This window comes from Mesorhizobium sp. M0601, assembly GCF_040320845.1.
Classification (GTDB): domain Bacteria; phylum Pseudomonadota; class Alphaproteobacteria; order Rhizobiales; family Rhizobiaceae; genus Mesorhizobium.
Genome location: NZ_JAMYQK010000004.1, coordinates 71,546 through 85,698 on the forward strand (window position 1 = coordinate 71,546; position 14,153 = coordinate 85,698).

The window sequence follows — 14,153 nt, forward strand, 5'->3', positions numbered from 1 at the left end:
CCCCGCCGCGACGAGGTCGTTATCAAATGGATTCGTTGGTGCTCAGGCGACCTTGCGGTACCGCTCGGCGGGATGTTCGTTCCGATAGTTCGGAAGCATGGCCTGGCGCGCGGCCTGAAGCGCATCCCACTGCCCGGCATCGGGAAGCGGCGGGAGGTCACCGGTTCGCGGCGGTCGAAGCCGACCAGCGCCGCATCAACCAGATCGTCCACCTCCATCACGTTGGAGAGCGTGTTGATGTCGGCGCCGACGTGGTCCCAGATCTCCGTACGCGTCGTGGCGGGCAGCACGGCCTGGACGTAGACACCCTTCGGTGCGAGCTCGAGGCTGAGCCCCTGCGACAGAAACAGCACGAAGGCTTTGGTTGCGCCGTAGACCGTCATGCCGAACTCCGGCGCCAGGCCGACCACGGAGCCGATGTTGACGATCGACCCTTCGCCAGCTTTCGCAAGACGTGGGGCGATGGCGCTGGCAAGTCGCAGAAGCGCGGTCGTGTTGAGCGCAACCAGCCGGGCGACGTCATTGGTACTCTGCTCGATGAAGCTTCCGCCGATGGCTGTTCCGGCATTGTTGACGAGAATCCCGATGCGGGCGTCATCGCGCAGCCTCGTCTCTACCGTTGCAAGCTCGGCAGGCTGCGTAAGATCAGCCTGGATGATGTCGATCGCAACGCCAGTTTCCTGACGGAGCCGGGCTCCCAGTGCCTCCATTCGTGCCACGTCACGGGCAACGAGCACGAGGTCGTGTCCGCGGCGGGCGAACCGTTCGGCATAGGAAGCTCCGATGCCCGTGGAGGCGCCGGTGATGAGGACTGATGGAATGGTGGTCATGGCATTGCTCTTTTCTCTGATGGAACCTATATTCATGACGATCATCATGATTGCGGCTAAATATGATGGGCATCATGTAAATGTCAACCGGGCCGACGGAGAATTTTGAAAATGAAGGTCAGTCGAGAGCAGATGGCGGAGAACCGTCACCGGATATTGGATGCGGCCAGCCGGCTGTTTCGCGAGAAGGGGTTCGACGCGGTCAGCGTGGCGGAAGTGATGAAGGCCGCCGGGCTCACCCATGGCGGCTTCTATGGCCATTTCAGTTCGAAGGACGACCTGATCGCGCAGACCCTTGCCCACGTCCTCGCCGCGGACTCAGGCGGAGGGGGCGATCTTCGCGCTTATGTAGGTTCCTATCTTTCGCCCCGGCATCGCGACAACTGCGCCGGCGGTTGCCCGACGGCGGGCCTTGCCGCAGCCATCCGCCATCAGACCCCGGCTGCACGCTCGGCCATGACGGAAGGCCTACGATCGCAGATCGACCGTATCGGCAAGGCGCTCCCGGAGTTGGATCCGGCAGACAGACGCCGCGCGGCGATCGGAAGCTGGGCAGCGATGGTGGGGGCAGTAATCCTCGCCCGGGCGATCGACGATCCCGCGCTCTCGGATGAAGTGCTTGAGCAGACGCGTGCCTGGGTCGATGCCGGGATCAGCCAAGTGTCTGCCAGCTAGGTGGTCTGCGGCAGGAGTGCTCTTGTCGAGAGCAATGCGGCTATCGGCGTTGGTTGGGTGGCTATCTTACAGAATATCGCACCGCAGCGTGCAATCAGCGGGATTCGCGGACCAAGAGGGTTTCGAACTTCCCTGTTCAGGCAACCATGCTGTCGCCCAATTTCCGCTAAACTGGCGAATGAAGCCGTTCAACGGCAGAACATCGAATGACCGCTCCTGGCGCAACTACGCCCTCAAGCGCGGTCGCCGGTGACGTCCGCTGTAAGGCGGTGGCACAACTAACTTTAACGGCCGACATTAGGCGCAAAGCGGCCATTTAGGCCCGGGCGGACGTCAGTCGCCTTTGGATCATGGGCGTGAATTCGCGGGGCGGACGAGCGGCCGCTTAAGATCAAAACTCGGTCGCTCGAGGTAATTGGGTTTTGACCTCAGCGATACTCGAAGATCGACCTGAAAATCCCGGGCGCTATCACCGATAGCGGATTGACCTCCAGGCTCGGCTTGTTGGCGTTGCCCTTGAGCCTGTAGGTGACGCCGATCAGGCCGCGGTCGCGGCCGTTGCCGAGCAGTGCGCCGATCAGCGGCAGTTCGCCGAAGATGCGGTTTACGCCGTAGGCCGGCATGAACGTGCCGGTCATGTCCATATTGTTGTTCTGGTCGTAGAGCGTGCCCTGGAAGGTTGTGCCGATGCGCGAGCCGCGCAGCACGCCGTTGCGCAGCTTGAGATAGCCGCTGCCCTTATCGATCTCGCTGAAACCGCGCTCGAACTTCACCCTCGACGTGTCGAGATTGCCTTTGACCGCCTCGTTGAGGCTGCGGTTGTCGCCGGCCGGCGTCGTCGACACGATCGAGGCGAGCTTCGGCTCATTGACGATATAGAAGTTCTTGGCGTCGACCTGGCCTTTCATCGGCCCGTCGCCGGCCCCGGTGAGCGCGAGCGTGATCGAGCCGCCTTCCATATGCTCGTAGATGTTGAGGAAGCGCAGTATGGCGCCGGCGTCGGCCGACTTCATGTTGAGCGTGCGCAGGCCGCCGCCGGTCGTGTTGCTGATGGTGATGGCGGCTCCCGAACTTGCCGTGGCGCTCACCTTGAGCCCGTTCACCCGGGAGCCTGCGGCGCTGTAGTCGAGCTTCAGATTCGACAGCACCTCGTCGTGGAAGCCGGTCAGGGAGCTGACGTCGGCGCTGACCGAGATCGCATCGACGCCAGTGGTCTTGGTGGCGGTGTCGACATCGGACGTGAATTGCTTGATCAGCGAGCGTGCGTCCAGCGCGCTGCCGCTGACCTCGACCGCATAGGCCTTGCCCGACCGCTTCACCGAGACGGCGACGTCGTCGCCCCTGTTCAACGTGACCTTGCTGAACCGGGCCGAGGACAAGGCGCCGTTGACCAGCACGGCGCTGCCGTCGATGGAGAAGGTCTTGCCGTCGAGTTCGAAATTGGACAGCGTCGTGGTGTCGCCGGTCTTCGCCATGGCGAAGACCACCTTGGCGGGAATGCCGGGGCTCTTGCTCCAGCCGGCCCAGGGAATGTCCAGCCTGGCATTGGTCAGGTCGGCCGACACGTTCTGGTTGCCGGTGCCACTCTTGTCGATCGCCACCTTGATGGTTCCGGAAAGCAGCGTCGACAGGCCAGGCATGGCGGTGGCGCGCGTCTTGTCGTCGAGCACCAGCTCCACTTTACGACTGCGCGGCGGGCCGCCATCCCTGAGCGGCTCGATCAGGTCGAGCTCGGCCGGAATGCCGTTGAGCAGCGCCTTGGCCGAGATCACCGCCCGGTCGGGCGCGACCGTGATCGAGCCGTCGGCATGGCTGACCGTCTGCCCCTCGAACGGCTTGCCCAGCGACAGGTCCTTGTAGTCGAGCGCCACCAGCCAATCGAGTTTGGAAGAGTCGACACCGGACTGCAGCGGAATATCGGCCTTGACGTGGCCGGTCACCGTGCCGGACAGGTCGTCCGGCAGCAGGCCGACATGGCGCATAGCGTTGATCGGGTCAAAGGATGCCAGCTCGGCGATTGCCGGCGCCTCGCCTGCGACATCGATGTCGAGCGCGCCGATCACCGGCGGATGGTTCGCCGCCTTGACGGTGAGCGTGCCGTTGCTCGCCGCCACCGTGCGGCCGCTCGGCATATAGACGCTGCCCGACGACAGCGCGACGTCGACGTCATTGCCGTGGAAGCCGACGACGCCGACGGCATCGCGGATCGGCGGAATGCGGCCGGCCGTGTCGAAGCGCGATCCTTCGACCTGGAATCGGCCGAACACTTCATCGGCGGAAAGCGGCACGCCGTTGCCGAGCCGTCCGGGCACGACCTGGAACTGCAGGCTGCCATCGACCACGCGGCCGCCGAACAGGTTCTTAAGCACCCACAGCCTGGCATTGCGCGCCGAAAACCAGGGCCATAATTGCTTGACGTGCGAGACCGGCATGTCGTGGAGATTGAGCGCCACCGATATGCCCGGCGCCTGGTTGGCGACGAATGAAACCGAAGCCGTGCCCAGCACTTCGCTGCCCGGTCCGGACCGGACGCCGATCTGCTCGGCGACCAGCTTTTGGCTCGTCGGCTGGTAGACGCCGGCAATACGGGCAATGAAGCTTAGCGCCGGCTCCGGCGAATCCGAAGGCGCCAGGGTCGAACCGTCGCTGGTCAGGTCGTAACGATAGGATGGCTCCTCGCCCGCTGCGCCGGTAGCCGGCTTCGGCCCGATCGAACCGGCGAAATCGAAGGTCGAGCGGCCGGTTTTCACCAGCAAACTGTCGACCTGGATCTTGTTCGACCCGGCGACGAGTGTTGCATCGAGATCGATGTCGGCCGGAAGCAGGCCGCGCGAACCGAGATCGAGCACCGATCCGGTCAGTGACAGGGCAGCGGTCAGCCGCGAACCGTTGTCGCCGGTCCCTTCCGACCCCGCCAGCTTCAAGGCGATCGCACCCAATTTGCCGCCTGCCGCCGCAGCGTCGGCGTCCGCCGCCTGGATGCTGGCGTCCAGCGTGGTGATGCGTCGCGTCGCCGGATCGCGGGTGGCGGAAGCGGCGATGGTAAGCGCCCTGCCGTCGACATCCGCGTCGGATGAAAACTCCATGCTTCCCGGTCCCGACTGCGACACGGAAGCGTCGGCGATGGTGACCGACTTGACCGATCCGGTCTCGGGCAATGCCAGTTCGACGTTGCGCAGATCGATCTGGCGCATCGAATCCTCGCGCACCGCGTCGAGCGCGCGGTTGAGGTTGGCGAAGACGGCGGCGGAAAGTTTTTCCGGATCGATGAGGCCGTCCTGGTTGCGCAGCTCGGCCGTCCAGTCGCCGCCGGACGGCATTGCCGCCATGACGATGTGCGCGTCGGAAATCCGGGCGCTGGTCAGCCGTACCTCGCCCGAAAGCAACGGGATCAGCCGGATGCCGAAGCGGACCCGGCCTGCATCGGCCATCGGTTTTCCGTCGGCGGTCTTGAGGCTGACGTCGCTGACCTGCAGCGCAATGAAGCTCGACCCGTCAAGCGTCAGCCGTGCCGGCCCGACGGCAACGTCGACATCAAAGCCGGCCAATTTCTCGATTGCCGCTTCGGCTTCCGCGCGAAGCCGCTCCGAGCCGAAGCCGGACACGCCGATCGCGTAGACGCCGGCGGCAGCCAGCAGCACAAGGGCGACAAGGCCGGCAAACAGCCGCGCCATCAAACGGACGCCGCGACCGATCGACGCCTGGCCGAGCGGCGGGACGCGGCACGCGGACGGAAAGGTTCCCAGGTCGGTGATCTCGTCACGCCTGAACCTGATCTTCTCGTGCTGCGGTAGCTCCTGATCCACGCAATCTTCCGTTGAAACGAATTCGATCGTGGACGAATCCCCGCTCGACATTATATCGATGCAGCCTGGCGCGTAACTTCAAACAAGGGCATCGGTATGGCTGACCTCGACGTGGGCGATGTTGCGCCGCAGTTCGATCTTCCGCGCGACGGCGGCGGTTCACTCAGCCTCGCCGCATTGCTGGGAAAACCCATCGTACTCTATTTCTACCCACAGGACGACACCACAAGCTGCACCAACGAGGCGATCGGCTTTTCGCAGTTGAAGCCGGAGTTCGAAAAGGCTGGCGCCGTCGTCATCGGGCTCTCGCCGGACAGCGTCAAGAAACACGACAAATTCAAGGCGAAATACGATCTGAGCGTCGACCTTGTCGCCGACGAAGAGCGCAAAGTGATCGAGGCTTACCATTTGTGGGTGGAAAAGAAGCTCTACGGTCGCACCTATATGGGCGTCGAGCGGGCGACGTTCCTGATCGGCCGCGACGGACGCATCGCCAGGATCTGGCGCAACGTCCGCGTCAAGGGGCACGCCGAAGAGGTGCTGGAGGCGGTTCACGCCCTTTGAGAGCTGCGCCAGGCCGCTGTAATTCGATACCCGTTTTGCGCGAAGACCTTTGCCTGTCGTTCGATCGGCAAAACTTTGTTAACCCTAATAATGTGTAATCAGGCTTGTCGTTGGTGTCGTAACGAAAGCTTGGTCCCGTGAACGTAGCCAGTCAGTCAGCGGTCTTCGGCAGACGCAGAGAGCCCCACACGGTCATCATCGCCCGGGGCGACCAGATAAGGCATTTCACCATACGCCCGTGGCTGGCTGCATTTTGCGGCTCGGCGCTGGCGGCGGTCGTCATCGGCTACCTGCTGGCGACCTCCTATCTGGTGCTGCGCGACGATCTAATCGGCGCCACGACGGCGCGGCAGGCGCGCATGCAGCAGACCTACGAAGACCGCATCTCGGCACTGCGCAGCCAGGTCGACCGCATCACCAGCCGCCAGTTACTCGATCAGCAGCTGATGGAAACCAAGGTCAGCGAGCTGCTGGAACGGCAGAGCCAGCTCAGCCTGCGTCACGGCCGTCTCGGCCCGATCCTCGAACGAGCCGAAAACGAGGTCGCAACGCCGCCGGTGCCGGCGGCAAAGCCGGACGAACATGCCGACGCGGCCGGCAGCATCCAGCCGACGGCCTATTCCGTCGCCAGCCTTGCCGCTCCTGTGGGCGTTGACGACACCAGGCCGTTCTCGCTGTGGTCGACCCGCGCCGATCCGCTGCCGAGCGAAAGCGCGGCCGACCGGGCAGACAAGCTCTTCGTTTCGATCAACAACTCGCTGAAGGCCATCGAGAGCCAGCAGCTCACCCGCATCGCCACACTTGCCGACAATGCCTACAAGAGCGCCGACGCGATCTCGCAGGCGCTCGAGGCCGCCGGCCTGCCCGTTGATACCGAATTCGAAAAGAGCGACGTTGGTGGCCCGCTGATACCACTCGACAGCTCGTTGGTCTTCGACAGCAAGGTCAAGGAGTTGGACGAGGCTCTTGACGCGCTGGATCATCTTAAAAAGGAAGCGCGCCGGCTGCCGCTCGCCAACCCCGCCCCCGGCCGCAGCGTCACCAGCCCGTTCGGCGTGCGCACCGACCCCATCCTCGGCACGGCCGCCTTGCATTCCGGCATGGATTTCAGGGCGCCGGTCGGTATGCCGGCCAAGGTCACGGCCGGCGGTGTCGTCGTCAAGGCCGGCTGGAACGGCGGCTACGGCCGCATGATCGAGGTCGACCACGGCAACGGTTTTGTGACGCGTTACGGGCATCTCAGCGAAATCGACGTCGCCGTCGGCCAGAAGCTCAATGCCGGAGACGTCATCGGCAAGACCGGCAACAGCGGCCGCTCGACCGGCCCGCATCTGCACTACGAGGTTCGCCACAATGGCGAGGCGATCGATCCGCTGCGCTTCCTGACCGTCGGCAAGAAGGTCGCGCAGTATCTGTAGAGCCGGCGATTCATTCGGCGTGAAGCGGGCGCGCGGCCAACCGCCCGCCAGGCAATATCAAAGATAGATCGCCTTCAGCCCTCAGCAGCAGCCATGAACGCGCCGAGCCGCCGGTTGAACGGCTCACCGGTCTGCTGAACGCTGTGCCCCGCGCCGGCGATCACGGCACGATCGGCACCAAGCACGTTTTCGAGCACGTCGCAGACGGCGTCGAATGCTGCGCTGTGCCCGCCGGATACCACCAGTTTCGGGAACGGCGCATCGGCAAGTTGCCGAAGCGGAATTTCGGCCTCCCATGGCCCGCGTTCGACGACGAGCATGGCCGCGCCTTGCGCGAGCGGGGGCGGCAGCGGGTCTGGCAATTGTGTCGCCGAGCCGACCAGATGGAGGAATTGGCGCAAGAGAAGCGCGGGATCGTCGCGAGGTCCGCTTTGCCAGTGGGCCTTCAGGCGCGTCACGAGTTCATTGACGGCAACATCCCCGCGCGCAAGGTCAAAGGCCGGCGGCTCGATCACCGTGAGCGAACGGATTGCTCGCGGGCGCATCGCTGCTGCAAGAAGAGAGATGACGCCGCCATAGGAATGCCCGACCAGATGGACGCGGCTTTCGTCCCAGAGGTCATGCGTCCGATCGAGGAATCCGGCAACCAGTCTGGCGTCGACGACGAAATCCTCGCGTTCGGCAGGGGAACTTGATCCGTATCCGGGCCGGTCGACCACAACCAGCTTCCAGCGCTCCGCAAGCGGTAGCTGCGCGGACCATGTCATCATGCCGTTCGTGACGCTGCCGTGGACGAACAGAACCGGCGGCCCGTCGCCCCGCACCTCATAGCCGAGATCAATCCCGTCGAGGGTCAGCTTCGGCATCGCATCTCCTCCCGCAGACCGGCGAGAGCAAGTATGCTCCCCGCAACGGAAAGGCGCAACGAACTCCGATCCCTGGCCGGCTCACTGCCGGGTTCCGAAATGGGCTTCAGGGCGCTGATCGGAATGCCGGTCAAGGTCATGCCTGGCGTCCCGTCCAGCCGGTGGCGCTTCATACTGGAAAATTGCCAGGGTTGGCCCATCCGTCGGCGGGCGCGAATTCGCCGGCGTTAGAAGGCCTTGGCCGCAGGCGAATTATTTTTGAATTCCATTTGACTGAATAAATATTCGGTGCGAACCTCTGCTCTCTCGAGAGGGCGCCAGACATGGCATTGCGCGGGACCAATCAGGAGTTCGGGCGGCCGTATAACCGGCGCATCGTGCTCGAATCCATCCGCCTTCACGGGCCAATCGCTCGCGGCGATATTGCCAGGCGGGTCGGACTCACCGTGCAGACGGTGTCAACCATCGTTCGCGAGTTGGAAGAGCACGGTTACGTGCTGTCGTTGCGCGAAGAGCCCAAGGGGCGCGGCCTGCCACCGGCAACGCTGCGCATCAATCCGGAAGGCGGCTATGCCGTCGGCATCCACGTCACCCCGCTGGGCATCAATGCCGCCCTGATCAACCTAAGCGGCGATGTTATCGAGAGCACCTACCGCGAAGCCCCAAATGCAACGCCCGACCACGCTTTCGAGCTGATCGGCGCCATGGTGCTCGAATTGACGGCATTGCGGCCCGGGGGCCGCGTTCTCGGCATTGGCATGGCGCTGCCCGGACCGTTCGGCGTGGAGTCCATGAGCTTTGTCGGGCCGACCACCATGACCGGCTGGAAGGATGTGGCGCTGCGCGAGCGGCTGGCCGCCTCGACCGGACTGCCGGCCTTTTTCGAAACCGATATGGCGGCGGCTGCTATCGGCGAGCGCCTCTACGGCCTCGGAACGGCGTATTCCGAGTATTACTATCTTTATTTCGGCGTCGGTCTCGGCGGCGTCATGGTGCATGACGGGGCGGCATTGCGCGGCGCCTGGGGAAACGCCGGTGAAATCGGCCACATTCCCGCAGTGCCGGGCGGGGAGCCCTGCCCGTGCGGCAATCGCGGCTGCCTCGAACGGTATCTCTCGCTCGAGGCGCTGCGGCGCCGCAACATCGCCGACGCCGAGTGGGTGAGCGAGATTGCGCCGATCTTCCGCAACGCCGTCACCATCATCGAAAACCTGTTCGATCCCGAAACCATCATCCTCGGCGGGCTGGCGTCCACCGAGCTGCTCGAAAGGCTTGCCGGCGCGGCCGCGCACCTGCCCAATTCGGTCTCGGCGCGAAGCGATCGCACGACGCCCCGCGTCAGCGTCGCGCGCGGCGGCCAGCATGCGGTGTTGCGCGGCGCCGCCGCGCTTGCCGTTTCCGGGGTGCTTTCGCCGCGCTTCGGCCAGATCTTCACCGCCGAGCGCGAACGCGGGCGAGATCTCTTGCATAACAAGGGGATCGCGGCATGAGCGAACCGCTGCTGGTGCTCGACAACGTAGCCAAGAATTACGGCGCCATCGAAGCGCTGAAAGGCATCAGCTTTTCGATCGACAAGGGCGAAGTGGTGGCGCTTCTGGGCGACAACGGCGCCGGCAAATCGACGCTGGTCAAGATCATTGCCGGCGGCCTCGAGCCGACCTCCGGCCGCATGCTGTTCGAAGGCAAGGAATTCCTGGCCAAATCTCCCGCCGAGGCCAAGGCCGCGGGGATCGAGACGGTCTACCAGGACCTGTCGCTTTGCACCAATGTCGACGTGGTCGCCAATTTCTTCATGGGCCGCGAGATCACCAGGAAGGTTCTCGGCATTCCGGTGCTCGACGAGCGCGCCATGGAGCAGGTGGTGCAAAATGCGCTGGCCAGCGCCGGCACCCGCATTCCCTCGCTTCGCACCAATGTCGAGCATCTTTCCGGCGGCCAGCGGCAGGCCATCGAGCTCAACCGGTTCGTGCATTTTGGCGGCAAGCTGGTGCTTCTCGACGAGCCGTTCGCGGCGCTCGGTGTCGAGCAGACGCGGCGCGGCCTCGACATGATCCGCCAGGTGGCGAGCCAGGGCATCGGCGTCGTCATCATCACCCATATCATGCAACAGGCCTTCCAGGTCGCCGACCGGATCGTGGTGATCCGGCAAGGCGTCGTGGCGGGCGACGTCGCACGCAACAAAACAAGTCCCGACGCGGTGATCAACATGATCACCGGAGAGACGCTCGCCGGTGCCGGACCGGCGAGCTGAGGGACAAATGAGGGGTCCGGCGCAAGAGGAGCGAACGACATGAAGAAAATACTTCTTTCCGTCTTCGGTATCCTGGCACTGGCCTTTGCCACGCTCACGCCGGCATTCGCCCAGTCCAAGGGCACCGTCTACTACATGGTGCCGACATTGCTCGATGAGTTCCAGACCGGCTCGGTGAGCGCGCTGGAACTGTTCCTGAAGCAGGTCGGCTACGAGATGAAGACGTTGAACGCCGACAACAAGACCGACGCTCAGCAATCGCAGATGAACGACGTCATCGCGCTGAAGCCGGCGGCGATCATCCTTGCCGCCGTCGATTTCAATGCGCTGAAACCGTCGATCGAGGCGGCCCGTGCCGCCGGCATCCCGGTCGTCGAGTTCGACCGCCAGATAACCTCGACCCCGTCCGACTTCACCTCGGTGGCCGGAACCGTCGAGATCGGCTACGTCGCCGCCGACCAGGCACAAAAGCTCCTGACCGCGAAGAACGGCTCGGTGAAGGGCAAGATCCTGCAGGTGCTCGGCGATCCGGGCGATCCCTACACGCTCGACATCCAGAAGGGTTTCGAGGAGAAAATGGAGGCGTTCCCGGACGTCAAGATCATCTCGCTGCCGGCCATGCAATGGGAGGCCAGCAACGCCGGCACCATCGTCGCCGACCAGATGCTCGCCAACCCCGACATCGACCTGATCTTCAGCCATGCCGCGCATCTTTCGGTCGCTGCCGTCGCCTCGCTCGAGGCCGCCGGCAAGAAGCCGGGCGACGTCATGCTGATGAGCTCGAACGGCGCTCCGGTCGGCCTCGACCTGATCCGCAAGGGCTGGCTCAACGTCGAAGTCGAGCAGCCGCTCTACGCGCAGGCCGCGGCGGTCGCGATGTTCATGGACAAGGTGGTCAACAAGCAGGAGATCAAGCCCGGCGAATATGATGTGCTTGGCCTGAAATCAACCCTGACCAAGGAAGCGTGGGGACCGAACATCAAGATCCCCGGCGCTGCGATCACCAAGGAAAATGTCGATAACCCGGCCTTCTGGGGCAACATGAAGCCGCCGACCGAAACCATAAAGCCGGTCGAATAGCGAACTCGCCAGAAGCTCCGGGCCATGCCGGCCCGGAGCCCAGCCCTGCAGCCCGGGTGCGTTCGAACGAACGCGCGCGGGAATGCTGCAGCAATTTTCAACCACGCCTGATAGTCCGAAAACCGAGTGGTTTTTCGGGGTCGGCGCCAACCGGATCCTGAGATGAACCCCCGCACGCGCCAAACCCTCGAGCTCATCCTCGACAATCTTGTCTGGTTCATGCTGGTCTTCGTGCTGGTGGTCTTTTCCATCCTTATCCCGAACTACTTCCAACTCGGTATCTTCGCCAACATCATCGAGGCGTCGAGCGTGCTCGGCGTGATGTCGATCGGCCTGGCGCTGGTCATCATCGCCGGTCACATGGACCTGTCGGTCGAATCGGTCGCGGCGCTCAGCGCCATGGCGGTCGGCATCCTGTTCTGCTCGTCCGGCATCGGCCTTGGCATCCAGTTGCAGCCGCAATGGCTCATGGTTCCGGTTTCGCTGCTCATCGCGCTTGCCATCGGCGGCCTCATTGGCGCCTTCAACGGCTATCTGGTGGTCAGGGTCAAGATGAGCGCCTTCATAATCACGCTGGCTTCTTACATCTGGGTGCGCGGCCTGGTGCTGGTCATTTCCGGCGGCCGCTCGGCGCAGGACCTTGCGCCGGCGATCCGCTGGTTCGCCATCCAGCGCCTGCTCGGCCTGCCGCTCACCGCCTGGATCGCGATTGCCTGTTTCGTCATCTCTTCGCTGGTCATGGCCAAGACGCCCTTCGGCCGCCATCTGGTCATGATCGGTGGCAACGAGACGGCGACCTTCCGCGCCGGCATCCGCGTCAACCGCAACCTCGTCATAGCCTTCGTTCTCGCCGGCGCCATCGCCGGCCTTGCCGGCTGGCTGCTGGCGATTCGCACCTCCGGAGCCAGTGCCAATCTCGGTGCGGGATTCTTGTTCAACGCCTTTGCCGCCGTCGTCATCGGCGGCGTCAGCCTGAAAGGCGGTGTCGGCACCCTGCCCGGCGTCTATGCCGGCGTGCTGCTGCTCTCGGCGATCAACACGGCGATCAATTTGATGGGCCTGCCGGCCAATTTCACCCTGGTGATACACGGCCTGCTGGTGCTTGCCGCCGTGCTGCTCGACGCATTCAGGCAGACAATCCGCCAGAGGCTGGCATGACTAGCGATCTCGGAAGGCTTGTCGGCAAGGTGGCGCTGGTCATCGGTGCTGCCCGCGGCATTGGCAAGGCGATCGCGCAGCGCTTTGCCGAGGAAGGCGCAAAGCTCGTGCTGGCCGATACCGAGACCGAAGCCGGACGAGCAACGGCAGATGAGGTCGGCGCCCACTTCATTCATACCGACATTTCGCAGATGGCCGATGCGGAAGCCGCCGTGGCGCTGGCCCTCGACCGTCACGGCCGACTCGACATCATGGTGCAGAATGCCGGCATCTATCCCTGGCAATTGCTGGAAAACACCAGTTCCGACGACTGGGACCGGGTCATGGCGGTGAACTTGCGCGGCAGCTTCATCGCCGCACGCGCGGCGCTGGTGCCGATGAAGGCGCAGCATTTTGGCCGCATGCTGTTCACCTCCTCGATCACCGGCCCGCATGTCACCAGCCCCGGCCACGGCCATTATTCAGCGACCAAGGCCGGCATCAATGGGCTGATCCGTTCGGCTGCGCTCGAATTCTCTGGCTACGGCATTACGGTCAACGGCGTCGAGCCCGGCAACATCCTCACCGAAGGCATAGAGCAGCATCGCGGTGCGGCCTTCATCAAGAACATGGAAGACGCCATTCCGCTCGGCCGGCTCGGCAGCCCGCGCGACGTGGCCAACGCCTTCCTGTTTCTGGCCTCGGACGACGCCAGCTACATCACGGGCACGACCATCATCGTCGACGGCGGGCAGCTTTTGCCCGAGGGCAAGGATTTCCGGCTGCTGCCGCCATGATCCTCGATTTCGGCGGCGGTTTCTTCCTGCGCCGGGCGACCACCGCCGATCATGCAGCGCTTGCGATGATCTGTCTCAAGACCGGCGATGCCGGCAAGGATGCCAGCGGCCGCGAGGACGACCCGGACCTGCTCGGCCTCCTCTACACTATTCCCTACCAGGTGCTCGAACCCGATCTGGCCTTTATTATCGATAGCCCCACAGGTGCGGCCGGCTATCTGCTTGGCGCAGCCGATACGGGCGCTTTCAATGCCAGCCTGGCATCAGACTGGTATCCGGACCTGCAGCGGCGCGTGGCAGACCCGGGACCCGACAGTTCGCGCTGGCGCGGCAGCGACTGGGCGCGGTACCGGATCCACCACCCCGATTTCGCTGTTCCGCCTGCGCTGGCGGCCTACCCGTCGCATGGCCATATCGACCTGTTGCCGCAAGCGCGCGGGAAAGGCATCGGCAGGCGCGCGATGGCCTTCCTCGAGCAGCGCCTTGCCGCGAGCGGCTCGACCGGCATCCACCTCGAAGTCATGCCGGAGAACGATGGTGCGCTAAGGTTCTACAAGGCGATTGGATTTGCGGTGGTGCAGGACGCTGATTCATCGAAGCGTTGTGTTTATGTAGCGAAACGGATTGCTCACGCTCCGGCGATTGCAGGCTGATCTGCGACAAGCCAATCGCCCAAGTTGCAAAGAACCGGGAGGCCTATGGAAGTACAATGCTGCCGTTCTGCAGCAG

General features: G+C 63.9%; 11 protein-coding genes and 1 pseudogene. 9 read left to right on the forward strand and 3 right to left on the reverse strand.

Going from position 1 to position 14,153, the window contains the following annotated elements:
• Window positions 1-42: 42 nt before the first annotated feature.
• Window positions 43-830: pseudogene (locus tag NKI41_RS06090) on the reverse strand (SDR family NAD(P)-dependent oxidoreductase).
• Between the two features lie 111 nt (window positions 831-941).
• Between NKI41_RS06090 and NKI41_RS06095 the strand changes: the two are divergent.
• A complete protein-coding gene (locus NKI41_RS06095) occupies window positions 942-1,505 on the forward strand; it encodes a TetR/AcrR family transcriptional regulator (RefSeq protein ID WP_023674676.1) in 564 nt (187 codons plus the stop codon).
• Window positions 1,506-1,933: 428 nt separating this feature from the next.
• On the opposite strand, the gene NKI41_RS06100 is transcribed toward NKI41_RS06095, so the two are convergent.
• Window positions 1,934-5,311 carry a hypothetical protein gene (locus NKI41_RS06100; protein ID WP_352681973.1) on the reverse strand — a complete coding sequence of 1,126 codons (3,378 nt, stop codon included), beginning with the start codon at window positions 5,309-5,311 and terminating at the stop codon, window positions 1,934-1,936.
• A 96-nt stretch (window positions 5,312-5,407) separates the two neighbouring features.
• Here NKI41_RS06100 and NKI41_RS06105 point away from each other — a divergent pair, with 96 nt between their 5' ends.
• Both NKI41_RS06105 and NKI41_RS06110 read left to right on the forward strand, forming a co-directional pair.
• Window positions 5,408-5,875 carry a peroxiredoxin gene (locus tag NKI41_RS06105; protein WP_352681975.1) on the forward strand — a complete coding sequence of 156 codons (468 nt, stop codon included), beginning with the start codon at window positions 5,408-5,410 and terminating at the stop codon, window positions 5,873-5,875.
• 137 nt (window positions 5,876-6,012) lie between these two features.
• Window positions 6,013-7,293 (forward strand): M23 family metallopeptidase, encoded by a 1,281-nt coding sequence (locus NKI41_RS06110; protein WP_352681977.1) that lies wholly within the window; start codon window positions 6,013-6,015, stop codon window positions 7,291-7,293.
• 74 nt (window positions 7,294-7,367) lie between these two features.
• On the opposite strand, the gene NKI41_RS06115 is transcribed toward NKI41_RS06110, so the two are convergent.
• On the reverse strand, window positions 7,368-8,159 hold the full coding sequence (locus tag NKI41_RS06115) for an alpha/beta fold hydrolase (RefSeq protein ID WP_352681979.1): 792 nt from the start codon (window positions 8,157-8,159) through the stop codon (window positions 7,368-7,370).
• Between the two features lie 323 nt (window positions 8,160-8,482).
• Between NKI41_RS06115 and NKI41_RS06120 the strand changes: the two genes are divergently transcribed.
• The 6 genes from NKI41_RS06120 (at window position 8,483) to NKI41_RS06145 (ending at window position 14,077) form a co-directional block, all read left to right on the forward strand.
• Entirely contained in the window at window positions 8,483-9,649 is a 1,167-nt protein-coding gene (locus NKI41_RS06120; protein ID WP_352471948.1) for an ROK family transcriptional regulator, read from the forward strand.
• Complete coding sequence (locus tag NKI41_RS06125; protein ID WP_352681981.1) at window positions 9,646-10,410, forward strand: ATP-binding cassette domain-containing protein; 765 nt, start codon at window positions 9,646-9,648, stop codon at window positions 10,408-10,410. The genes NKI41_RS06120 and NKI41_RS06125 overlap by 4 nt, the downstream gene beginning before the upstream one ends.
• Window positions 10,411-10,449: 39 nt before the next feature.
• A complete protein-coding gene (locus tag NKI41_RS06130) occupies window positions 10,450-11,490 on the forward strand; it encodes a sugar ABC transporter substrate-binding protein (protein ID WP_352681983.1) in 1,041 nt (346 codons plus the stop codon).
• Between the two features lie 162 nt (window positions 11,491-11,652).
• Window positions 11,653-12,648 (forward strand): ABC transporter permease, encoded by a 996-nt coding sequence (locus NKI41_RS06135; RefSeq protein WP_352542603.1) that lies wholly within the window; start codon window positions 11,653-11,655, stop codon window positions 12,646-12,648.
• Window positions 12,645-13,424, forward strand: coding sequence for an SDR family NAD(P)-dependent oxidoreductase (locus NKI41_RS06140; RefSeq protein ID WP_352542604.1), 780 nt, complete (start codon window positions 12,645-12,647; stop codon window positions 13,422-13,424). The genes NKI41_RS06135 and NKI41_RS06140 overlap by 4 nt, the downstream gene beginning before the upstream one ends.
• On the forward strand, window positions 13,421-14,077 hold the full coding sequence (locus NKI41_RS06145; protein WP_352681985.1) for a GNAT family N-acetyltransferase: 657 nt from the start codon (window positions 13,421-13,423) through the stop codon (window positions 14,075-14,077). The genes NKI41_RS06140 and NKI41_RS06145 overlap by 4 nt, the downstream gene beginning before the upstream one ends.
• Window positions 14,078-14,153: the final 76 nt, after the last annotated feature.